This is a genomic window from Pseudomonas sp. B16120 (assembly GCF_044218845.1).
GTDB lineage: Bacteria > Pseudomonadota > Gammaproteobacteria > Pseudomonadales > Pseudomonadaceae > Aquipseudomonas > Aquipseudomonas paracarnis.
This window is the reverse complement of record NZ_CP162588.1, coordinates 3,479,296-3,500,551: the sequence shown is the minus strand read 5'-3', so window position 1 is coordinate 3,500,551 and position 21,256 is coordinate 3,479,296. Positions and strand designations below refer to the sequence as shown.

General features: G+C 60.4%; 17 protein-coding genes and 1 pseudogene. 4 read left to right on the top strand and 14 right to left on the bottom strand.

Features of this window, described 5'->3' with window-relative positions; all coding sequences use genetic code 11:
• Positions 1–24 precede the first annotated feature (24 nt).
• Entirely contained in the window at positions 25–546 is a 522-nt protein-coding gene (locus AB4P90_RS16255) for a DUF3455 domain-containing protein (RefSeq protein WP_014718710.1), read from the bottom strand.
• Positions 547–738: 192 nt separating this feature from the next.
• On the opposite strand from AB4P90_RS16255, the gene AB4P90_RS16250 reads away from it, so the two are divergent.
• Complete coding sequence (locus AB4P90_RS16250; protein ID WP_014718709.1) at positions 739–1,524, top strand: sulfite exporter TauE/SafE family protein; 786 nt, start codon at positions 739–741, stop codon at positions 1,522–1,524.
• A gap of 380 nt (positions 1,525–1,904) precedes the next feature.
• Positions 1,905–3,029, top strand: coding sequence for a dimethylsulfone monooxygenase SfnG (gene sfnG, locus AB4P90_RS16245; protein WP_020301111.1), 1,125 nt, complete (start codon positions 1,905–1,907; stop codon positions 3,027–3,029).
• Between the two features lie 47 nt (positions 3,030–3,076).
• Here the strand turns inward: sfnG and AB4P90_RS16240 are convergent.
• Positions 3,077–3,520: pseudogene (locus tag AB4P90_RS16240) on the bottom strand (GNAT family N-acetyltransferase); the annotation flags it as partial.
• A gap of 94 nt (positions 3,521–3,614) precedes the next feature.
• On the opposite strand from AB4P90_RS16240, the gene AB4P90_RS16235 reads away from it, so the two are divergent.
• Positions 3,615–5,201 carry a RimK family protein gene (locus AB4P90_RS16235; RefSeq protein WP_395605145.1) on the top strand — a complete coding sequence of 529 codons (1,587 nt, stop codon included), beginning with the start codon at positions 3,615–3,617 and terminating at the stop codon, positions 5,199–5,201.
• 13 nt (positions 5,202–5,214) lie between these two features.
• Here the strand turns inward: AB4P90_RS16235 and map are convergent, their stop codons facing one another.
• Both map and AB4P90_RS16225 read right to left on the bottom strand, forming a co-directional pair.
• A complete protein-coding gene (gene map, locus AB4P90_RS16230; RefSeq protein WP_032901630.1) occupies positions 5,215–5,970 on the bottom strand; it encodes a type I methionyl aminopeptidase in 756 nt (251 codons plus the stop codon).
• A complete protein-coding gene (locus tag AB4P90_RS16225; RefSeq protein WP_003190946.1) occupies positions 5,970–6,170 on the bottom strand; it encodes a ParD-like family protein in 201 nt (66 codons plus the stop codon). The genes map and AB4P90_RS16225 overlap by 1 nt, the downstream gene beginning before the upstream one ends.
• 369 nt (positions 6,171–6,539) lie before the next feature.
• On the opposite strand from AB4P90_RS16225, the gene AB4P90_RS16220 reads away from it, so the two are divergent.
• Complete coding sequence (locus tag AB4P90_RS16220) at positions 6,540–6,809, top strand: DUF1652 domain-containing protein (protein WP_014718706.1); 270 nt, start codon at positions 6,540–6,542, stop codon at positions 6,807–6,809.
• 70 nt (positions 6,810–6,879) lie between these two features.
• Here AB4P90_RS16220 and AB4P90_RS16215 read toward each other — a convergent pair whose 3' ends face one another.
• The 10 genes from AB4P90_RS16215 to AB4P90_RS16170 form a co-directional block, all read right to left on the bottom strand.
• Positions 6,880–9,474: an autotransporter outer membrane beta-barrel domain-containing protein gene (locus tag AB4P90_RS16215; protein ID WP_395605144.1), complete on the bottom strand. Its 2,595-nt coding sequence runs from the start codon at positions 9,472–9,474 to the stop codon at positions 6,880–6,882.
• Between the two features lie 144 nt (positions 9,475–9,618).
• The gene (locus AB4P90_RS16210; protein WP_019816861.1) at positions 9,619–10,557 is read right to left on the bottom strand and encodes a carbohydrate kinase; all 939 of its coding nucleotides are present in this window, start codon (positions 10,555–10,557) and stop codon (positions 9,619–9,621) included.
• A 12-nt stretch (positions 10,558–10,569) separates the two neighbouring features.
• Positions 10,570–12,051, bottom strand: coding sequence for a xylulokinase (gene xylB, locus AB4P90_RS16205; protein ID WP_014718703.1), 1,482 nt, complete (start codon positions 12,049–12,051; stop codon positions 10,570–10,572).
• 135 nt (positions 12,052–12,186) lie between these two features.
• On the bottom strand, positions 12,187–13,668 hold the full coding sequence (locus AB4P90_RS16200; RefSeq protein ID WP_060767705.1) for a mannitol dehydrogenase family protein: 1,482 nt from the start codon (positions 13,666–13,668) through the stop codon (positions 12,187–12,189).
• Positions 13,669–13,686: 18 nt separating this feature from the next.
• Complete coding sequence (locus tag AB4P90_RS16195) at positions 13,687–14,790, bottom strand: ABC transporter ATP-binding protein (protein ID WP_130175691.1); 1,104 nt, start codon at positions 14,788–14,790, stop codon at positions 13,687–13,689.
• A gap of 23 nt (positions 14,791–14,813) precedes the next feature.
• The gene (locus AB4P90_RS16190) at positions 14,814–15,644 is read right to left on the bottom strand and encodes a carbohydrate ABC transporter permease (protein ID WP_005788583.1); all 831 of its coding nucleotides are present in this window, start codon (positions 15,642–15,644) and stop codon (positions 14,814–14,816) included.
• Between the two features lie 10 nt (positions 15,645–15,654).
• Entirely contained in the window at positions 15,655–16,545 is an 891-nt protein-coding gene (locus tag AB4P90_RS16185) for a carbohydrate ABC transporter permease (RefSeq protein WP_014718700.1), read from the bottom strand.
• A gap of 176 nt (positions 16,546–16,721) precedes the next feature.
• Entirely contained in the window at positions 16,722–18,032 is a 1,311-nt protein-coding gene (locus AB4P90_RS16180) for a sugar ABC transporter substrate-binding protein (protein ID WP_019816864.1), read from the bottom strand.
• Positions 18,033–18,956: 924 nt separating this feature from the next.
• On the bottom strand, positions 18,957–19,862 hold the full coding sequence (locus AB4P90_RS16175; protein ID WP_014718698.1) for an AraC family transcriptional regulator: 906 nt from the start codon (positions 19,860–19,862) through the stop codon (positions 18,957–18,959).
• Between the two features lie 72 nt (positions 19,863–19,934).
• Positions 19,935–21,224: a glycosyltransferase gene (locus AB4P90_RS16170; protein WP_395605143.1), complete on the bottom strand. Its 1,290-nt coding sequence runs from the start codon at positions 21,222–21,224 to the stop codon at positions 19,935–19,937.
• Between the last annotated feature and the right edge of the window lie 32 nt (positions 21,225–21,256).

The window sequence follows — 21,256 nt, the reverse complement described above, 5'->3', positions numbered from 1 at the left end:
CCTGGCCAGCGTAGCTGAGTTTGCTCAGTTGGCGGCCCAGAAGAGGTAGTCCGCCTGGTATTTCACCATTTCCTTGGCGCCTTTGTTCGCCGTGGTGCAGGGCGCAGCCGGAGCGACCCCGCCTTTGAGCGCAACCCGCTGGATATACACCACGCCACTCATTGCACCTTTGCCCTCGGCTGGATTGGCCTTGACCAGTTGATAGGGCAGGTTGCCGGGGCTCGACGGCGCCACGGCCAATTGCGTGCCGGTGATGGTCGAGCCGTCCTTGGCCTGCCACGTGGCGGGTGGGCCGAAGTAGGTGCCGACCTGCTGGCCATTACGGTCGTTCAACACGGCTTTAGGGCCGACGAAGGTCCACTCGGTCTGGCCGGCAGCGTTGGCCTTGTCGCGGCATTCATAGGTGATTTCGCCGACCCCGGTGGTGTGCATCGCTACCTTGTGGCCATCGGGCACCTTGATGCTGTCCGGCAGGCCCGCCTGGGCAAACGCCGACGGTGCGGCGAGGAGCAAGCTGGACAGGCACAGCAGTGTTTTAGCGTTCATGGTGTTTCTCCATTGGGTAGAACAGCAGGGTTACGTTGATGACTACGGCCCAGGCCCGACCATTGGATGCAGTTTTGTGCAAAAAAATTGGAGTTTCCAAAAAGGCATAAACTCAGATCGCATCGGTATAAGTGGTTATAAGAAAAATCGCTATCCTGCGGCCAGAAATTTATAAGGCCGCGGGTAGCTGGAATGGATGTAGGTAATATTGGTTTCGTGGTTGCCGGCTTGATCGTGGGGTTTATCGTGGGCATGACGGGGGTGGGCGGCGGTTCGCTGATGACCCCGATCCTGCTGTGGTTTGGCATCAACCCGGCCACCGCGGTGGGCACCGACCTGCTGTACGCTGCCATTACCAAGTCCGGTGGCGTGCTGGTGCACAGCAAGAACAAGAACATCGACTGGACCATCACTGGCTGGCTCACCCTGGGCAGCGTGCCGGCAGTGTTGCTGACGTTATGGTTCCTGGCCAGCTTGCACACCGACCCCAGTGCGATGAACGCGGTGATCAAGCAGGCCCTTGGCGTGGTATTGCTGCTGACGGCCCTGGCGATCCTGTTCAAGAAAAGCCTGTTGGCCTTTGCCCAGCGTCATGCTGGCGATTCCTACCATCTGCGCCCGCGCAATCTGAATGCGCTCACTGTTGTGACAGGTGCGATCCTTGGCACCATGGTGGCCCTGACCTCGATCGGCGCAGGCGCTCTGGGCACGGTGGCGCTGTTTATCCTGTACCCGTTCCTGGCCACGCGGCGCCTGGTTGGCACCGAGATCGCCCATGCCGTGCCCCTGACATTGGTGGCGGGCCTGGGCCATGCCAGCATGGGGAACATGGACTGGCATCTGCTGGGCTTTTTGCTGATGGGGTCGCTGCCGGGGATCTACATGGGCAGCCATATGACTGGCAGGATTCCCGACGGGGTACTGCGGCCGTGCCTGGCGGTGATGTTGATGGCGGTGGGGTACAAGTTGGCGTTCTGAGCACGTGGCCTGACACCCCACGCTCCAAATGTGGGAGCCGGCTTGCCTGCGAAGGCGGCCTCACAGTCGACACCGTTATACCGAGTACATATCCATCCCTGTCGATTCCGGCCAGCGTGGTTTAACGGGGCGCCTAAGATCAAGATCAAAAGCAGATCAAGATCAAGAGCTACTCGCTTCGCATCGTGGGTACGCTTGGTGCTGGTCGCAACTGTTGCTCCAGCAACAGCAGATCCACAAACTGCTGCGATCCCAGACACTGGCAAGCCATCGCTTCAATCCCCCTTTTTTTCCGCAGCCCCCAGGCTACGGGCATTTGCCTGCCCCTGGCACGCTTGCTGCCTAAGCACTGGTAAATCCCCTGTGCGAGGTACCGTCCGATGAGTCAGCAAGCCGTGAAATTTGCCTATTGGGTACCCAACGTCAGCGGTGGGTTGGTCGTCAGCAAGATTGAACAACGCACCCACTGGGGCATCGAGTACAACCGCAAGCTGGCGCAACTGGCGGAGGCGGCGGGTTTTGAGTATGGCTTGACCCAGATTCGCTTCACCGCAGGTTACGGTGCCGAGAACCAGCATGAGTCCGTGGCGTTCAGCCATGCGTTACTCGCGGCGACTACCACCCTCAAGGTCATCGCGGCGATCCTGCCCGGGCCGTGGCAACCGGCGTTGGCGGCCAAGCAATTGGCGACCATCGACCAACTGACCAATGGCCGTATCGCGGTGAATATCGTCAGTGGTTGGTTCAAGGGCGAGTTCCAGGCCATTGGCGAGCATTGGTTGGAGCATGATGAGCGCTATCGGCGTTCCGAAGAGTTTATCCGCGCCCTCAAAGGCATCTGGACCCAGGACGATTTCACCTTCAAGGGCGATTTCTATCGTTTCAACCAATACACCCTCAAGCCCAAGCCCCTGGGCCAGCCGGAGATCTTCCAGGGCGGCAGTTCGCGGGCGGCTCGGGACATGGCGGCGCGGGTGTCTGATTGGTATTTCACCAATGGCAACACGCCTGAAGGCGTCAAGGCCCAGGTCGATGATATTCGTGCCAAGGCCGCTGCCAACCACCATTCGGTGAAGGTGGGCGTGAACGCCTTTGTGATCGCCCGCGACACGGAAGAGGAGGCTCGGGCGGTGCTGGCGCAGATCATCGACCAAGCCGACCCGGAGGCGGTCAACGCCTTTGGTGACGCAGCCAGGCAAGCGGGCAAGGCGTCGCCGGAGGGCGAGGGGAACTGGGCCAAGTCCAGCTTTGAGGACCTGGTGCAATACAACGATGGCTTCAAGACCAACCTGATCGGCACGCCGCAGCAGATCGCCGAGCGCATCGTGGCACTCAAGGCCGTGGGTGTGGACTTGGTGCTGGCAGGCTTTCTGCACTTCCAGGAAGAAGTGCAGTATTTCGGCAAACGTGTATTGCCGCTGGTGCGTGAGTTGGAAGCCAAGGCTGATGTCGGCGTGGGCTTGCGCGTAAATAATCTCAACGAGAAAGTGGGTAGCCTGGTTTAACGCTGTGCCTGGGCATTCTTCGCGAGCAAGCTCGCTCCCACAGGGGGCAGGGTTTTTTCCAGGCGCAGGGCGTCACTGTGGTCTTGGTAGTAATCGTCGACTACGGCAAAGCGTCGATAGCCGTTGCGCTCATACAGGGCGAGGGCGCCGGGGTTGTCGGTGCGCACTTCCAGGCGCAGGTACGCGCAACCTTTCTCCAGCGCGCGGGTTTCGATATGCGCCAGCAACTGTTTGCCCAGGCCAAGGCCGCGGGCGTGTTCGGCAATGGCCAGGGAATACAAGCGCGCAAACCGGGTGCCGCGCCGAAATAGCACCAGCGCGTAGCCAAGCAGTTGGCCGTGCTGTTGTGCCACCCACAATTGGCCGTTGGCCCGGCTTATCATCCAGCGCACACTGCGCGGTGACAGCCGGTCGCTGCTGAAACATTGCTGCTCCAACGCCACCAAGTCGGACATATCGTCAAGGGTTGCAACGCGAAAGAAAAGAGCCATAAGACCGCCGTAAAAGTTGCGTAAGGAAACGGGACTTCTCTAAATGATCGTGCTTAATAGAAAAGGTCAAGTTCTCTAAAACGGATCAATTATTATGTCGGCGGTACAAAGTCATTGGCGTCAAGTATCCGAGCAAACCGTTGCGGCGACAATAACATCCAACGGTTATTTTTCTGCTGCGGCTCAAAGTTCGAGCCACGTTGTCATTATTGTCGAACGCAAGGAAGATTGGGCCTCTTACTTTCCCTGTGAACACATCGTCACCGCCCAGGAGTACTTGGAGCACACGCGGGATAGCGACACGGGCAAGCGTGTCCAGGTGATCAACCTGTGCCGCAGCTACAAGTACCTGGGGCACGGGTACTATTGCTCCTTGCTGGCCGAGGCACGCGGGCACAAGGTGATTCCCTCGGTACGCACCATCAGCGAGCTGACCAAAAAAGCCCTGTATGGGTTGGCCCTGGATGACTTGGATAAAACCCTGGAAAAAGCCCTGAACCATCAACTCTATCGCAGTACCGAAGGCTTTACTCTGACACTTTATTTCGGTCGAACGGATATAGAGCTCTTGCAGGAATTGGCTCGGCAGTTGTTTGAAACCTTTCCCAGTCCGATCTTGTTAGTTGAGTTTCGTCACCATAACGGCTGGCATATCGGCGGGGTCAAGTGTGGTGTATTGCACAAGTTGCGCGACGATCAGGAAGATCAATTCGCCCACGCCCTCGATAACTTCAGCCGCAAGATCTGGCGTCAGCCACGCTTGCGTCGTCTGGCCCGTTATGACTTGGCGATCCTGCACGATCCTCACGAACAATTACCGCCCTCCAATCCTCGCGCACTGGAAAATTTCGTGCGGGTCGGCAAGGGCCTGGGCATTGATGTGGACTTGATCGAACGCAAGGATTACGACCGTCTGGCCGAATATGATGCCTTGTTGATCCGCGAAACCACCAGCCTCGACAACCATACCTATCGCTTTGCCAAGAAAGCCGAAAGCGAAGGATTGGTGGTGATGGACGACCCGGCATCGATCCTGCGCTGTACCAACAAGGTATACCTCACCGATCTGCTCAACAGCCGCCAATTGGGCATGCCGGCCACCGAGATTCTCTACAAGGAACGACCGCAAGACTTTGAACGCATCGGCGAACGCCTGGGCTTCCCGCTGGTGTTGAAGATCCCCGACGGCTGTTTCTCCCGTGGGGTGATCAAGGTGGAAAGCCAGGCGGCGTTGCTCAAGGCCACGGCTGAGTTGTTCGAGCACTCGGTGCTGTTGTTGGCCCAGGAATTCCTCTACACCGACTACGACTGGCGCATCGGCGTGCTCAATCGCAAGCCGATTTTTGCCTGCCAGTACTTCATGTCCAAGGGCCATTGGCAGATCTACAACCACAAGGCCATCGGTCAGGCTATCAATGGCGAATGCCGCACTCTGGCAGTCCATGAGGCACCCAAGGCGGTGGTGGAGCTGGCGGTGAAAACCGCCAACCTGATCGGTGATGGGCTTTATGGCGTGGACCTCAAACAGTCCGGCGACAGGGTTGTGGTGATCGAGGTCAACGACAACCCCAACCTGGATGCTGGGATCGAAGATGCCTACTTGCAGGACGACCTGTATGGCCTGGTGCTGGAGGAGTTCGTGCGGCGCCTGGAGCTCAAGCGCCGGGGTCAGGTGTGGTAGAGCGTGCTGCCACTCAAGCAGTGGCTTGTAAGGTCAACACCTCAAACCCGTCCGCCGTCACCGCCACGGTATGTTCCCATTGCGCCGAGAGGCTGTTGTCCTTGGTGACCACCGTCCAGCCGTCTTTCAGGCTGCGGGTTTTGGCGCTGCCCTGGTTAAGCATCGGTTCGATGGTAAACACCATACCTTCGCGCAGTTCCAGGCCGGTGCCAGGCCGGCCGAAGTGCAGAATTTGCGGTTCTTCGTGCATTTGCCGGCCGATGCCGTGGCCGCAGTATTCGCGCACCACGCTGTAGCCGTTGGCTTGCGCGTGGCTCTGGATGGCATGGCCGATATCGCCCAGGCGCGCGCCGGGCTTGACCTGGCGGATGCCGGCCCACATCGCCTCGAAGGTCATGTCCACCAGGCGCCTGGCCTTGGGCGTCACGTTGCCGATCATGTACATCTTGCTGGCGTCGGCAATGAAGCCGCCTTTTTCCAGGGTGATGTCGATGTTGATGATGTCGCCGTCCTTGAGTATTTGCTTGGCGCTGGGCATGCCGTGGCACACCACTTCGTTGATCGAGGTGTTGATGCAGAAGGGGTAGTCGTACTGCCCCAGGCTGGCAGGGCGGGCCTTGAGGTCATTGCGGATGAAGGCTTCGACGGCGCTGTCCAGCTCCAGGGTAGAGCGGCCGGCGGCGACGAAGCCGTCGAGCATGTCGAAGACTTGCGCCAACAGACGCCCGGCTTCACGCATCACGGCCAACTGTGCGGGAGTCTTGATCATCAACTGCGCCCCCGGATCAGGTCGGGTTTGTCCAGCAACAGCTTGTTGATCAGCTCGTTGTAGGGCAGGTGCGGGTTGAGTTCGGCGAGCAGGCCGATCTTGATCCAGAACTCGGCTTGGGCGTTGATGGAGCGGTCCATGGCGGCGCTGGCCAGGCGCAGTTGTTCGTGCAGCTGATCGGTGATCTTGACGATGCCCATAAGGTTCACTGTGTTTAATTGATATACGAATCATATATGGTTCGTATGTCGATCGCAAACCTTCTTCGGCTGAACGGTGATGGGTTGATGGGCTGCGATAGGTTGCCGAAAAAAGGATTCCCACCTAAACGCCGGTCCCCACGCTGCGGGTTAAACGTTTAATCGATGTAGTTCGACGAGGATGCCAAACAAGCCGTTTTCTTTAATATGAACAAGCGGTTTGCTTATGAGGAAAGGTTACAACCACCCCGGTTTTTGCCGAGTAGGCTTACTGATTGAAAGCGTCTTCCAGGGTTGGCAAGACGTGGCAGGCAAGTGCCTGTCGGATACATATAACTGTTGGCAGTCTCAAAAAAGGAGAGGTTAGCCATGCTTTCAGAACTAGAGCTTCGCAGCATTATTGAAGGAAGTTTCCTGCCTAAACGGTGCGAATGCACCAAAGCCGAAGATGCCTCGTTGACGATCAGGGTCTACGACGATCGCGACCGGGATCGGGTGGATTTGGAAGTCAAAGGTATCCACCCTGACAAGCTCGACAGCAGCCGAGCGATTTGCAACCTGATCACCGGGTTGCGTGAAGACCTCAAGCAAAGCCACGCACCGGTACTGCAACGAGCCGGTGCTCGCGGTTATCACTAGCGGATGCTTGAGTATAAGTTGACCCCGTGGGCCTGGTAGTTGCCAGGCCCAATGTTGACGTCCTTCCTGTTTACCAGCGCGCTCTTACGCCGAAATTGCCACTGACACCCTCAAAGTTGTTGTCGTCCAGTTGGGTGCCATAGTTACCCTCCATATAAACACTGACCGTGGATGACAATTGAGCCACAACACCGATGCCCATATCAGCCGTGGAGGACTTGTGATCGCTCTTGATCCGGTCCACCCCGTCGAACGTCACCGTGTCGCTACCGCCGAAGGTGTGCCAGACATTCGCCCGTAGGTACGGCTCCACGGGTGTGTTGCTGATCAGATAGCGACCCTTGAGCCGTGCGCCGATGCGGCCGGTCCAATACTCCTGGGAGTCGAATGAGACCTTGGAAATGCCGTCTTGCTGACTATCCAGATCGATCTTCTGGCCGATGACCTGGGCCTGAGGTTCCATCTCCCAATGCTCGGACAGCCTGAACGGGTAGCCGGCCTCGGCGGATAACGCCAGGGCGTGGCCCTTGGTATCCATCTTCACCCCTCGGTCGGACTTGTTGTCGCCATCCAGGCGGGTACCCATGGCCACCAGGTCGACGTACCAGCCGGTCGGATCGGTGAGTGTCCAGTAGGCGCCGAAGTTGTCGCCGTCGAGTTTGACCCGCCCGGAGCGATGGTTCTGCCAGCCCATTGCAAAGCCCTTCACGTCGCCGCGCAGGCGGCTCTGGCCGATAAAGAGGCCAAGGCGTTGCGTCTGCCCGCCGCTGGTTTCGGCGGCGTAAAGGTCATGGCCAACCTGATAGCCCTTGACCGTGCCGTCAAAACTCGGCGCCACGGTGCCCGACCAGCTTTTGTTGAAATCACTGCCATAGGCGCGGCCCCAACCTGCCGGCACTGCACCGGTCTCGGTCAGCAGGCTTTGCTCGCCCTGGCGTTCATGGAAGGTGCCCAGCGCCTGCAACGTCATCAGTTGCGCAGCGGGGATGTCTACGGAGTAGACCGGAACTTCCAGGCGATACAGTGGAATCGGCGCGGCACCCGCCACGGCGGTGGGAAGTACAGGGTTACTCGCCGCCGATTGCGGCGACGTGGCTGCAGCGACTTGGCTGGGCGGTGGCGCGGCAGGCTCGATTGGGGGTTGCGGTTGCGCAGTGGGCGGTTCCACGGAAGGTTCATCCGAGTCCACTACAGGGGGAGTGGCGGGGATCGGCGGCACCGGCACCACCACGGCCGGTGTCGGCGGTACGGGTGGGACCGCCGGCGGTTGCACGGCCACCACTGAGGAGCGAAGGAACCAGCTGTTTTTCGTATTGGCAAGGGTGCCGCCCTTGAACAGCAGGTATTCATACGCCCCGGCGGAGACCGAGCCCTTCAAGGCAAACGCATCGTTGCTGCTGACGGCGCCGTTGAGTGCCTGGACCACTTCGATGCCGTTGTTCTGGGTCAGCCCGCCGATACCGCCGAGGTTGCTGACACTCAGTTGGGTGTGACCGCTGATGTTGCCGTCGGACACTACCAGCTTGTCGGTGGCAGAGTTTTCGTCGCCGAGTACGGTTTGCAGGTGCAGCTGGCCGTTGTTGCCCACGTAGTTACCATGCACCGTCAACACGCTGGTAGCGCTGTTGTCGGTGGTCATGTCGACAGTGCCGGCGTTATTGAGCGTCGCCAGTTGCCCGGCGGTGTAGGGGCGGATGCCGCCTTGCGCCACGGCTAGGGTACTGCTGCCGTCGATGTTGAACATGCCGGTATTGCTGCCACTGTCACCGAGGAAAAAATCCCCGGCCAGGTCCAGGCGCGAGTTTTTGGTGAGGCTGACGCGCTCCAAGCCGATGTAGCGGGCCGCGGTGCTGGATGTTGTCGCGTCGAAGATCAGCTGATCGTTGCCCAGGCCGCCATCGATAAAGGGCGTGTGGTTCAGTTTGCTTTCATTCAAGCCTTGCAGCAGGACCGTGTCGTCGCCATCACCCATCAATACCCGGGAGTTGATCCTGCCTTCACCCAGCCATTTGAACGTATCGTTGCCGACGCTGGCACGGATCTCACCATTAATCACGCCGCCGCTGACGGTGATGCTGTCATCGCCGCCGCTGGTGCTGATATTGCCGCCGATGGTGCCGCCGGAAATGATGATGGTGTCGGTGTCGAAACCGGTGACCAGGTTCTCCCGGATTTCCCCCCCGGTCATTTCATAGAAGTTCTTGTCCAACTTCATATTGACCCGGCCAATTTTGCCACCGCGCTGGTAGGCCACATCGCCGTCTTCAAAAGCCTCGTCGATTATGCCGTCATACATTTCAAGCACGTCGCGGCCGTCGCCCTGGAACAGGCCGCCTATTCGCCCACCCATCATGACGACACGATCAACACCGTCGCCTTGCTGCACGATCCCGGTGACCCGGCCGTCGCGGATTTCCACCGTATCTATTCCAGGGCCAAAGGTCACATCGCCATTGATGGCGCCGCCTGTGGAGAGCGTCAGGCTGTTATCCCCGGAAAGATCGGTCAGGCCGGCACTGCTGCCGTTGTTACACGTATAGGTATCGTTGCCGGTTCCCGGGGTGAGAACGCAGGCGGCGTGGGAGGGTTGAGGGTTCATGTACTGCAATGAGATGAGGCCGACAGCTAAAACGGCCCGGGTCGAGAAACCACTGGGCTTTTGCATGGGTGTGTCCTAGGTTTGTTGTAATAACTGCTCCTGTTTTTGGGTTTAGCACAGTTTTCCAGTAGCGCAATTTTTTATGCATGGCGCGCAGGCCACGGAATACGTGGCCTGCGTGATGGCACTTTGGGTTTTTGCCCGCTCAGCTCAAGCCAGTTGTTGACGATAGGGCAGGTCTGGGCCGGTCTTGCCGCAGGTCAGGGCGGCAGCCCGAATCGCGAAGCCCAGCATGGCGTCGATCTGCTCGCGGCTCAGTCGTTGCAGCCCGTCAACCGAATCCAACTGCTGTTCCGTCAGCCACGCAATCAACGCCGCCTGGAAGGTATCACCAGCGCCCACCGTATCGGCCATCACCACCTTGACCGCAGGCTGCGACCAGCTGCCATGCTGGCGGCTGAACACCGACGCACCGTCGCCACCACGGGTGAGGAACACCAGTTGGCAGCGGTGTTGCAGCCAGCCTTGCAGCACGCTTTCCGGTGTCTGGTCGGGGTAGAGCAGGTGCAGGTCTTCGTCGCTGACCTTGATCAGGTCGGCGTGTTGCACCAGCTCTGCGACACGGGCGCGCCACAGGTGGATATCGGGCTGCGGGTTAAGGCGCACGTTGGGGTCGAGGCTGATCAGACGCTTGCCGCTTTCACGCTTGACCAGGTTGAGCAGGGTGTCTCCAATCGGTTGCACCACCAGCGAAAACGAGCCCACATGCAGCCCGCGAATTTCATCGCCCAGGGGCGGCAGGTGCGTCAGTTGCAATTGCCGGTCGGCGCAGCCTTCGCCGCGAAAGCTGTACTGCGGCGAGCCATTGGCGCCCACGGCCACCATCGCCAGGGTGGTCGGCGCGTCGAACGCCACCAGAAAGCGTTCGCAGATACCTTCGTCATTCAGGACCTGCTGCAAGCGCCGTCCAAGGTAATCGGTGGACAGGCCGGCGAAGAGCCCCGACTCGATCCCCAGGCGGCGCAAACCCACCGCCACGTTGAACGGCGAGCCACCGGCAATCGCCTTGTAGTTGAGCTTGGCGGCCTGCCCGCTGGCATCCTCCTCGCTGAAGAAATCAAACAGCGCTTCACCACACACCAGATACATAGTTGCTCGCTCTCAAAGGGTTGCCACGTGCTGTTGATAACGCTCATACGCCTGTTGATAAGCGCTGACATTGGCCGCCACGGGTAAGGTGCGGCTGGCCGGGTCAATGCTCACGCATTTGTCGCACAGGCTGGCCAGCGGTTCGCCGCTCTGGCACCACGCCGCCTGGATCGCCGCGCCCAGGGCGGCCGCCTCGCTCTGTTCGGTACACACCACTTCGGTGTGCATGATATCGGCGACCATCTGCCGCCACAGCGGGCTTTTCGAGCCGCCGCCGATCAGACGGATGCTCTGGCTTTGCAGGCCGGTCTGGCGCAGCAGGTCGAGGCCATAACGCAGGCCGAAGGTGGTGCCTTCGACCACCGCGCGGCACAGGTTGGCACGGGTCAGGTTGGTCATGGTCAGGCCCTGCAGGCTGCCGGTGGCGTGGGGCAGGGCGGGCACGCGTTCGCCGTTGAGGAACGGCAGCATGCTCACCCCATCGGCCCCGATGGATGCCTGTTCGACCAGCGCGTTGAAGGCATCGAGGTCCAGGTCGAACAGCTCGCGAATCACCCCGGTGGCGTTGGTCAGGTTCATGGTGCAGATCAGCGGCAGCCAGCCGCCGCTAGAGGAGCAGAAGGTCGCCACCGAGGCCTGGGGGCTGACGTTGGGCTGGTCGGCAAAGGCATACACGGTGCCCGATGAACCCAGGCTCATGGTGATCACGCCGGGGGCGATATTGCCGGTGCCAATGGCGCCCATCATATTGTCGCCGCCACCACTGGACACCACCGCGTTGGGGTTGATGCCCAGGCGCTCGGCAATGGCCGGCAGGATCGTGCCCACCGCTTGGTCGGCTTCGATCAGTGTCGGCAACGCGGCTTGCAGGCGGCCGCTGGGGTCGATGTGCTGGAGCAACGCCACATCCCATTCGCGGCGGCGCACGTTGAAGTAACCGGTGCCCGACGCATCGCCGTACTCGGCGCAGGCGCGGCCGGTGAGCCAGTAGTTGAGGTAGTCGTGGGGCAGCAGGATATGGGCAATGCGTGCGAAGACGTCGGGGTGCTGTTCTCGGGTCCAGAGCAGCTTGGACACGGTGTAGCCCGGGGCGATGGCCACGCCCAGGCGCTCTAGGGACCCGCGTTCGCCACCCAGATGCTGCAGCAGCCGGTCGTTTTCCGGCGCGGTTTCGGTGTCGCACCACAACTTGGCCGGGCGCAGCACTTCACCTTGTTCGTCCAGCAGCACCAGGCCATGTTGCTGGCCGGATACGCCGATGCCGAGGATGTCCTGGCCGTCCACCCCGGCTTGTTGCAGGGCGCGGTGGGTGGCTTCGGTGAAGGCGTCCAGCCATTCCTGGGTGTGTTGTTCACGCCGGCCGTTGGCGCCGCTGATCAAGGTGTGCGCGGCGGCGCCCAGGCCCAGCACCTTGCCGCTGGAGGCGTCGAGGACGATGGCCTTGGTGCCTTGGGTACCGCAGTCGATTCCGAGGAACAGGTTTTGCTGGGTCATGATGGAGTGCTCAGCATTATTATTGGGTTGAAAATACGGTCGATGTGGGAGCTGGCTTGCCTGCGATAGCGGTCCGGCAGTCATCACAGGGTTTACTGGACCACCGCTATCGCAGGCAAGCCAGCTCCCACCTGTTTAATCCGGTTTGTTCAGCAGGTTTTGTAGTGTGGTGGTGACGCCTTTGTCGCGCAGGCTTGCATAACACCGCTCGAACGCTGCCACAAACGCCGCCGACTTGGGAATAGCTGTGCCAAAAATCTCTTCCACCCCCAGCAACCGCTGGCTGATCAGCGCGTCATCGCTCACCAGGTCCTGGCAGAACGCTGCCCGCGGATCCGGGATGCTGTAGCGCGCGCCGTTTTCATCCACACCTTTCAAGTACAGCGCCCAGGCCGCCACCACAAGGGCGGCACGGTCCGTCTCGCGGCCGTCGGCAATCAGGCGGTTGATGGTCGGCACGGTGAACTTGGGAAACTTCGATGAACCGTCGGAGCATACGCGCTCCAACTGGTCGGCAATCGCCTGGTTGGAAAAGCGTTGCACCAGGGTCTGCTTGTATTCGGTCAGGTCGATACCGGGTACCGGCGCCAGGTTCGGCGTGACGTCCAGGTCCATGTAGGCGCGCATATACGCCACGAACACAGGGTCGTTCATGGTCTCGTGAACGAACCGGTAGCCCTTGAGGAACCCCAGGTACGTGAGGGCCAGGTGGCTGCCGTTGAGCAGGCCGATCTTCATTTCTTCGTAAGGCGTGACGTCATCGGTGAACTGCACGCCGACCTTTTCCCAGGCCGGGCGCCCGTTGACAAATTTGTCTTCCAGCACCCACTGCACAAACGGCTCGCACACCACCGGCCAGGCATCGTCGATCCCGTGCTGGTCATGCAGTTGCAGGCGGTGGGCGGTGCTGGTCATGGGCGTGATGCGGTCAACCATGGCGTTCGGGAAGCTCACGTTGGCCTTGATCCAGTCATGCAGGCCCGCGTCGTGCAGGGCGGCGAAGGCCAGCAGGGCCTTGCGGGTGACGGCGCCGTTGTGGGGCAGGTTATCGCAGGACATCACCGTGAAGGCCGGGGTGCCAGCGGCGCGGCGCTGGGTCAGCGCGGCGCAGATAAAGCCGAACACGGTTTTCGGCGCTCTCGGGTGCGCCAGGTCATGCTGGATCTGCGGCAGGTGGGCCATGAACTCGCCGTTGCTGTCGTCGATGCAGTAGCCGCCCTCGGTGATGGTCAGCGAGACGATGCGGATCTGTGGGCTGGCGAGCTTATCGATCAGCGCCTGGGCGCCGTCTTCGGCCAGCAGCATGTCGCTGATCGAGCCGATCACGCGCACTTGCGTGTCGTCGGTGTCGCCCAGTTCATACAGGGTGAACAGGTAATCCTGGCCGGCCAGGTCGTCGCGGGCCTTGCGGTCTTCACTGCGCAGGCCCACGCCGCAGATGCCCCAGTCCAGGCCTTCGCCAGTGTTCATCAGGGCATCGGTGTAAAACGCCTGGTGCGCACGGTGGAAACCGCCGACGCCAATGTGCGCGATGCCCTGGCGGGTGTCGGCAATCGCATACGCAGGCAACTGCACTTGGGGCGCCAGTTGGGTCAGGTTGGCTTTATTCAATTTCATCTGGAAATACTCGCGAAATCAGGCGGCAGCGCGCAGTGGGCGGGCCACGGCGACGCCATCGGTGTCGAACAGATGGCAGTGCGCCGGGTCCAGGTGCAGCTGCAGCGTCTCGCCGTACTGGCTGGCCATGTCGCCACGGATACGCATGGTCAGCGGTTCGCCGTTGCGGGTGATGACGTGGCAGAAGGTGTCGCTGCCCAGGCGCTCGCCGACGTCGGCGGTGACGGTCAGGGTGGTTTGCCCGGGTGTGGCCATTTCCAGGTGCTCGGGACGAATGCCCAGGGTCACCGCGCTGCCCACGCTCAGGGTGGCGCCGCTCAACGGCAGGCTGATCAGAGTGCCGGCGTCCAGTTGCACCTCGCAGCCTTGGCTGTCGACGCGGGTGACCTGGCCCTTGAGGAAGCCCATCTTCGGCGTGCCGAGAAAGCCTGCCACAAACAGGTTGGCCGGCTGGTGGTACAGCTCCAGCGGCGAACCGACCTGTTCGATGCGCCCGCTGTTGAGCACCACCACCTTGTCGGCCAGGGTCATGGCTTCGACCTGGTCGTGGGTCACGTAGATCATGGTCGCTTGCAGTTCTTTATGCAGGCGCGCCAGCTCCAGGCGCATCTGCACGCGCAGGGCGGCGTCGAGGTTGGACAGCGGTTCGTCGAACAGGAAGATCTTCGGGTTGCGCACAATCGCTCGGCCAATCGCCACGCGCTGGCGCTGGCCACCCGAAAGTTGCTTGGGCTTGCGCTCCAGCAAAGGCCCCAGCTCAAGGATGCGCGCCGCTTCGCTGACTTTGCTCTCGACCAGCTTCTTGTCGACGCCCGCCAGGTCCAGGGCAAACGACATGTTCTTGCGCACGCTCATGTGCGGGTACAGCGCATAGGTCTGGAACACCATGGCCAGGTCGCGCTTGGCCGGGGTGACTTCGGTAATGTCGCGGCCATCGAGTTCGATGGTGCCGTCGCTGACTTCTTCCAGGCCGGCGATCAGGCGCAGTAAGGTGGACTTGCCACAGCCCGACGGGCCGACGAACACCACGAATTCCTTGTCGTTCACTTCCAGGTCGATGCCCTTGATGATGGAAAAACCTTCAAAGCCTTTTTGCAGATTCTTGATTTTCAGGTTGGCCATGATGGGCCCTCCGCTGGGAATTATTATTTGACGGCGCCAAAGGACAAACCGCGTACCAACTGCTTCTGGCTGATCCAGCCAAAGATCAGGATCGGCGCGCAGGCGAGGGTCGAGACGGCGGACAGCTTGGCCCAGAACAAGCCTTCGGGGCTGGAGTAAGAGGCGATCAAGGCGGTCAGCGGCGCGGCGCTGGAGGAGGTCAGGTTCAGCGACCAGAAGGCCTCGTTCCAGCACAGGATCAACGACAGCAGTACCGTGGAGGCCAGGCCACCCTTGGCGATGGGCAGCAGCACGCGCACCATTTCCTGCCACAGGGTGGCGCCGTCCAGGCGGGCGGCTTCGAGGATGTCCTTGGGGATGTCCTTGAAGTAGGTGTACACCATCCACACCACAATCGGCAGGTTGATCAGGGTGTAGATGATGATCAGCGCAATGCGCGTGTCCAACAGGCCAAAGCTCTTGGCCAACAGGTAGATCGGCATCAGCACGCCCACCGGCGGCAGCATCTTGGTCGACAGCATCCACAGCAGCGTGCCCTTGGTGCGCTGGGTTTCGTAGAACGCCATGGAATAGGCGGCCGGTACCGAAATGAGCAGGCACAGGGCGGTGGCGCTGAAGGAAATCACCACCGAGTTCCAGGCGTAGGCGAAGTAATTGCTGCGCTCGTTGATGTGCAGGTAGTTCTCCAGCGTCGGCGTGAAGATGAACTGCGGCGGCGTGGCGAACGCGTCGATTTCGGTCTTGAAGCTGGTCAGCACCATCCAGAAGATCGGAAAGAAAATCAGGATCGCGATGGCCCAGGCCAATGTGCCGAGCAGCAGGCTTTGCAGGCGGCGGGATTGTTGAAGCGTCATGGCGCGGCCCTCAAGGCTTGTCAGTCAGGTTTTTGCCGATCATCCGCACCAGGATGATCGCCGCGATATTGGCGATGACCACGGCAATCAAGCCGCCGGCCGAGGCCATGCCCACATCGAACTGCACCAGTGCCTGGTTGTAGATCAGGTAGGCGAGGTTGGTCGAGGCGTAGCCCGGGCCGCCGTTGGTGGTGGTGAAGATTTCGGCGAATACCGAGAGCAGGAAGATGGTTTCGATCATCACCACCACGGCAATCGGGCGGGCCAGGTGGGGCAAGGTCAGGTGCCAGAAGATCGCAATGGCGCCGGCACCGTCCAGGCGTGCGGCTTCCTTCTGCTCCTGGTCCAGGGACTGCATGGCGGTCATCAGCAGCAGGATCGCGAAGGGCAGCCATTGCCACGACACAATGATGATGATCGACAGCAGCGGGTAATGCGCCAGCCAGTCCACCGGCTCGGCGCCGAAGAACTTCCACACGGCGGCGAGAATCCCCGACACCGGGTGAAAAATCAGGTTCTTCCAGATCAGCGCGCCCACCGTGGGCATGATGAAGAACGGCGAAATCAGCATCACCCTGACGATGCCGCGCCCCAGGAACTCACTGGCCTCCAGCAGCGCACTGATCAACACGCCGAACACCACGCTGATCAGCAAGACGCTGCCCACCAGCAACAGGGTATTGGTGGCGCCGGGCAGGAACCCCGAATCGGTGATGAAGTAGCTGAAGTTTTCCAGCCCCACGAATTGGTTTTCGCCGGGGTAGAGCAGGTTGTAGCGGATCAGCGAAAAGTACAGGGTCATGCCCAGCGGCACGATCATCCACAGCAGCAACAAGGCCACCGAGGGGCTGACGAGAAACCAGCCGGGGTTGGCCAGGCGGTTTTTGGTGGGTGTATTCATGGTGATCAGAACCAGTCAGATGCCTACAGAATCTGCGTCGGAGCGCGGTCACTGTGGGAGCTGGCTTGCCTGCGATGGTATCGCCTCGGTGTTACGGATAGACCGAGTCGTTTGCATCGCAGGCAAGCCAGCTCCCACAAAAGCTCTGCTCCTGTATTTGCGGTGGTGAGGCTGGTTTACTTGGGGTAACCAGCCCGCTTCATTTCCCGCTCGGTGGTGTTCTGCGCGGAGGTCAACGCAGCATCGACGGTTTGCTGACCGGTCAGCGCACCCGAGAAGAACTTGCCCACCTGGGTACCAATCGCCTGGAATTCAGGAATGGTCACCAACTGGATACCGATATACGGCACCGGCTTCTCGGTCGGCTTGGTCGGGTCGGCCACTTTCAGCGATTCCAGCGTCACCTTGGCGAACGGCGCGGCCTTCATGTACTCGTCGCTATAGGTGGATTGGCGGGTACCCGGCGGCACGTTGGCGATGCCATCGGTCTTGGCCACGAGCTGGCCGTATTCCTTGGAGGTGGCCCAACTGGTGAACACCTTGGCGGCGTCCTTGGCCTTGGAACTGGTGGGGATCGCCAGGCTCCAGGAGTACAGCCACGACGTGCCCTTGTCGGTTTTCTCATGGGGCGCGAAGGTAAAGCCGACATGGTCTGCGACCTTGCTCTGGCTCTTGTCGGTAACAAACGAGCCGGCCACGCTGGCATCCACCCAGATCGCGCATTTGCCGCTGTTGAACAGCGCCAGGTTTTCGTTGAAACCGTTGCTGGAGGCGCCCGGCGGGCCGGATTTCTTCATGTTGTCGACGTAGAAGTTCAGCGCGTTCTTCCACTCGGGGCCGTTGAACTCTGGCTGCCACTTCTCATCGAACCAGCGCGCGCCGAAGCCGTTGGCCAGGGTGGTGATCAGCGCCATGTTCTCACCCCAACCGGCTTTGCCGCGCAGGCACAGGCCGTATTGCTCTTTGGATTTGTCGGTGAGTTTAACGGCGAATTCGCCGATCTGGCTCCAGGTCGGGTGCTCAGGCATGCTCAGCCCGGCGTCCTTGAACAGGTCGGTGCGGTAATAGGTGATCGAGCTTTCGGCATAGAACGGCAGGGCGTACAACGAGCCCTTGACCGACAAACCGTCACGCACCGAAGGGAACACATCGTCGAGGTCGTAGGAAGCCGGCAAGTCCTTCATCGGCTCCAGCCACCCCTTGGCGCCCCAGAGTGCGGCTTCGTACATGCCGATGGTCAACACATCGAACTGCCCGCCCTGGGTGGCGATGTCGGTGGTCAGGCGTTGGCGCAGCACGTTTTCTTCGAGCACCACCCAGTTCAACTTGATCTCCGGGTGCTCGGTCTCGAAGGTTTTCGAGAGCTTCTGCATGCGGATCATGTCGCTGTTGTTGACGGTGGCAATGGTCAGGGTTTGCGCGCCAAGGCTGACGGCGCTGAGGGTCATGCAGGTGCAGGCAAGCAATGCTTTTGCTGTGAACTTCATCGCGCACTCCATTTCCGCGCCCAGAGGGCTACAGAAGGACGGTTATTGTTGTTGTGTCTTCCTACGAGAAGTCAGGAAGAGTGTGCGTTGATTACAGCCTTCAAAAGCGGCGGTGACAAATCCTTGGGCGCACGCTCACTGATACTTTTTTGCACTCATCGACCACCTGATCGTTCCCACGCTCCGCGTGGCAACGTCGCTAGGGACGCTCTGCGTCCCGGGGTGACGCAGAGCGTCACGGTATGCATTCCCACGCAGAGCGCGGGAACGATCCTCAGTGCAGTGCTTAACGCTTGATCGTTCCCACGCTCCGCGTGGTAACGCCGCTTGGGACGCTCTGCGTCCCGGGGTGACGCAGAGCGTCACGGAATGCATGCCCACGCAAAGCGCGGGAACGATCCTCAGTGCAGTGCTTAACGCTTGATCGTTCCCACGCTCCGCGTGGTAACGCCGCTTGGGACGCTCTGCGTCCCCGAGTGATGCAGAGCGTCACGGAATGCATGCCCACGCGGAGCGCGGGAACGATCGATGCCGTCTTTAACGGTGAATAGCACGCTGGGTGCTGGATCGATTGGGGGATTTGGGGTGGGTTTGATCATGGTGAAACTCCTGATTTAAGTGGAGCTGCCACCCTTTCGCCGCGACGCTATGGGGTGGTAGCCGTACGCAGGTTCGCGGACCGGAATCAGGAAACCGGCATACCCGAAGGTATCCCGCGCACAGCCACCATGAAGCCGCACAGTAGACGATAAAAAAACGCCGACTAAAAGCGGAAATGGCACTTTGCATCTGATTAAACCGGGCCGCGACGCCCGACGCTGCCTGTGCAGCGGTGTACGGAGACTAGAGATCGAGTGTCCTAGGGGCAACCTCAAAGCCTTGTAAGACGTTTCTGTTTCGCACCACCTAGATGAACGATCAACCTCAAGCCAAATTCTGCTCAGTCAGCCGCTGCACCGCCAACCGCCGATAGTGAGACGGCGTCATCCCCTTAAGCTGTTGAAACCGCCGATTAAAGTTGGAAATATTATTAAACCCCGACTCAAAACACACATCAGTCACGGCCTTGTCCCCATCGGCCAGTAATTCACAGGATTTGCTGATGCGCAGCCGATTGACGAATTCAATAAAAGTCCGCCCGGTCGCCTGTTTGAACACCCTGGAAAAATACGTCGGCTTCATCCCCAGGTACTCCGCCACTTCTTCCAACGGCAGCTCTCGGGCGTAGTGGGCAAAGATGTAGTCCACTGCGCGGTTGGTGCGGTCGATGCTGTGTTCGTCGGCTTGCTGTGGCGTGGTGACGCCGGACAGTAACTGGTAGTCCTCACAGGCGCTCAACACCTCCAGCAAGATAAAGAAGTGCCCCAGGCGTGCCATGCCTTGGGCGTCTTCGATGCGTTGCATCAGGGTCATGGCGTTGGCGATGGTTTTTTTGCAGCGAAATTCGATGCCGTATTGCGCACGTTCAAGCAGCGGCGCCAGGCTTTTGAGTTCGGTGAAGATGTGGCTGCCGTGTTCGAACAACTCATCGGTGAAGTTCACCAGCATGTCACGCTTGGGCACCACTTCATCTTCCTCCACCTGGCTGATCCAGTTATGGGGCAGGTTGGGGCCGGTGAGGAACAGGCTTTCCGGGTAGAAGTTGCCGATGTAGTCGCCGATAAACACCTTGCCGGAGCTGGCGACGATCAGGTGCAGTTCGTATTCCTTGTGGAAGTGCCAGCGCACCAACGGGCAGGGGAAGCCATGCTGACGATAGATGATGGACAGGCCGTTGTGGTCGTCCATCAGTTCGTAGGAAGGGTCGGTGATGCGCGTTGCTCGGGTCATGCTGCCGTCGCTTTATTGTGGTCGCTGCGTAGGATAATGCCCCGTCGCGCGCGACCTCGCCAGCAGCAGTGTTTATAGGGTGCGGTTTTTGGCCTCGATCCACTGGGACATGTATTGGGTACTTTTATGCGCGTGATGGCGCAGCATGCTGCCGGTGAAGTTGTCCTGGCGATGGGCCGCGAGGTTGCTGCGGCAACGTTCCAGGCATTCCACCAAGGCGGACCCGTGCACGTCCTGGTCATAGCGTCGGGCCAGCAGTTGGCGCCCATGCTCCTGGGCTTGAGTCCAGCGCTCGCGGTCCTGGTAAAGGGCCACGGCAGCGGCGGCCAGGGCCGGGGCGTCCTGTGCGATCTCGCCGGGCCAGGGCTGGTCATCGCCCATGGCTTCGGCGCCGATCGGGGTGGTGACATTGGGTGTGCCGCACAGCATGGCGTCGACTAACTTGCCCTTGATGCCGGCGCCAAAGCGCAGTGGCGCCAGGCAAATACGCGCCGCCGTCATGACTTGCAAGGCATCTTCGGCCCAGTTCATCACATGAAAACCCTGTGCCGGGTTGTGCAGGGCGGTGGCTTTGGGCGGGGTGTAGGCGCCGTAGATGTGCAACTGCGCGCCCGGCAACTGTTGGCGGATCAGCGGCCACAGGCTGTGCTTCATCCACAGCACTGCGTCCCAATTTGGCGCGTGGCGGAAGTTGCCGATGCTGAGGAAATGCGCACGGTCTTCAAAGGGCGCAAAGGCTGCAGTGGGCGGTTGCAGCATCAAGGGGCACCAGTGGAGCAGGGCGGCAGGCACCTTGAACTGTTCGGTGAGCAGGCGGATTTCCACGTCGGAGATCATCAGGCTGATGTCGCAGCGGTAAATCGCGGCGATTTCGCGCTTGGCCAGGTCGGTATCGGCCATGCGCTGGAATTCGTCCTCCAGCGCCGGCGCGAACAGGGCGCTGAAGTCGTCGCTGTCGGGGTTGGCTTTTACTTGTTCTTTGAAACGCTGGTGGCGGGCGTCGCGCAGGCTTTGCAGGTCGGAGGTTTCCAGCACGCGCAGGGCGTCGGGGCAGCATTGTTCTACGCGCCAGCCGAATTGCTCCTCCATCATGAAACGGTCGAACAGCACGATATCCGGGGCCAGTTCGCGAATAAAGTCGTCGAAACTGCTGTTATTCAGTTCGATGGCGCGTTCGGCGATCCCGAGTGCCGGCAAGTCGGCCTTGTGCTCGCCAATGGTGGCCGGGCTGCTGAAGGTAATGTCCCAACCTTGCGTAAGAAAGCTCTCAAGGATTTGCATCATATGCCCGCCCGCTGCCGAGGAGCGGGGCTCGGGCCAGACGTAGCCAATGACCAGGACTTTGGTGGCGGGCTGATTCATCGACGAAGGTTTCCTTGAAGGGCAAGCGCAAA

Excerpts from the sequence above, each read along its gene's own strand:
- AB4P90_RS16255 (WP_014718710.1), bottom strand. The coding sequence starts at position 546 with ATGAACGCTAAAACACTGCTGTGCCTGTCCAGCTTGCTCCTCGCCGCA.
- AB4P90_RS16250 (WP_014718709.1), top strand. The coding sequence starts at position 739 with ATGGATGTAGGTAATATTGGTTTCGTGGTTGCCGGCTTGATCGTGGGG.
- sfnG (WP_020301111.1), top strand. The coding sequence starts at position 1,905 with ATGAGTCAGCAAGCCGTGAAATTTGCCTATTGGGTACCCAACGTCAGC.
- AB4P90_RS16235 (WP_395605145.1), top strand. The coding sequence starts at position 3,615 with ATGTCGGCGGTACAAAGTCATTGGCGTCAAGTATCCGAGCAAACCGTT.
- map (WP_032901630.1), bottom strand. The coding sequence starts at position 5,970 with ATGATCAAGACTCCCGCACAGTTGGCCGTGATGCGTGAAGCCGGGCGT.
- AB4P90_RS16225 (WP_003190946.1), bottom strand. The coding sequence starts at position 6,170 with ATGGGCATCGTCAAGATCACCGATCAGCTGCACGAACAACTGCGCCTG.
- AB4P90_RS16220 (WP_014718706.1), top strand. The coding sequence starts at position 6,540 with ATGCTTTCAGAACTAGAGCTTCGCAGCATTATTGAAGGAAGTTTCCTG.
- AB4P90_RS16215 (WP_395605144.1), bottom strand. The coding sequence starts at position 9,474 with ATGCAAAAGCCCAGTGGTTTCTCGACCCGGGCCGTTTTAGCTGTCGGC.
- AB4P90_RS16210 (WP_019816861.1), bottom strand. The coding sequence starts at position 10,557 with ATGTATCTGGTGTGTGGTGAAGCGCTGTTTGATTTCTTCAGCGAGGAG.
- xylB (WP_014718703.1), bottom strand. The coding sequence starts at position 12,051 with ATGACCCAGCAAAACCTGTTCCTCGGAATCGACTGCGGTACCCAAGGC.
- AB4P90_RS16200 (WP_060767705.1), bottom strand. The coding sequence starts at position 13,668 with ATGAAATTGAATAAAGCCAACCTGACCCAACTGGCGCCCCAAGTGCAG.
- AB4P90_RS16195 (WP_130175691.1), bottom strand. The coding sequence starts at position 14,790 with ATGGCCAACCTGAAAATCAAGAATCTGCAAAAAGGCTTTGAAGGTTTT.
- AB4P90_RS16190 (WP_005788583.1), bottom strand. The coding sequence starts at position 15,644 with ATGACGCTTCAACAATCCCGCCGCCTGCAAAGCCTGCTGCTCGGCACA.
- AB4P90_RS16185 (WP_014718700.1), bottom strand. The coding sequence starts at position 16,545 with ATGAATACACCCACCAAAAACCGCCTGGCCAACCCCGGCTGGTTTCTC.
- AB4P90_RS16180 (WP_019816864.1), bottom strand. The coding sequence starts at position 18,032 with ATGAAGTTCACAGCAAAAGCATTGCTTGCCTGCACCTGCATGACCCTC.
- AB4P90_RS16175 (WP_014718698.1), bottom strand. The coding sequence starts at position 19,862 with ATGACCCGAGCAACGCGCATCACCGACCCTTCCTACGAACTGATGGAC.
- AB4P90_RS16170 (WP_395605143.1), bottom strand. The coding sequence starts at position 21,224 with ATGAATCAGCCCGCCACCAAAGTCCTGGTCATTGGCTACGTCTGGCCC.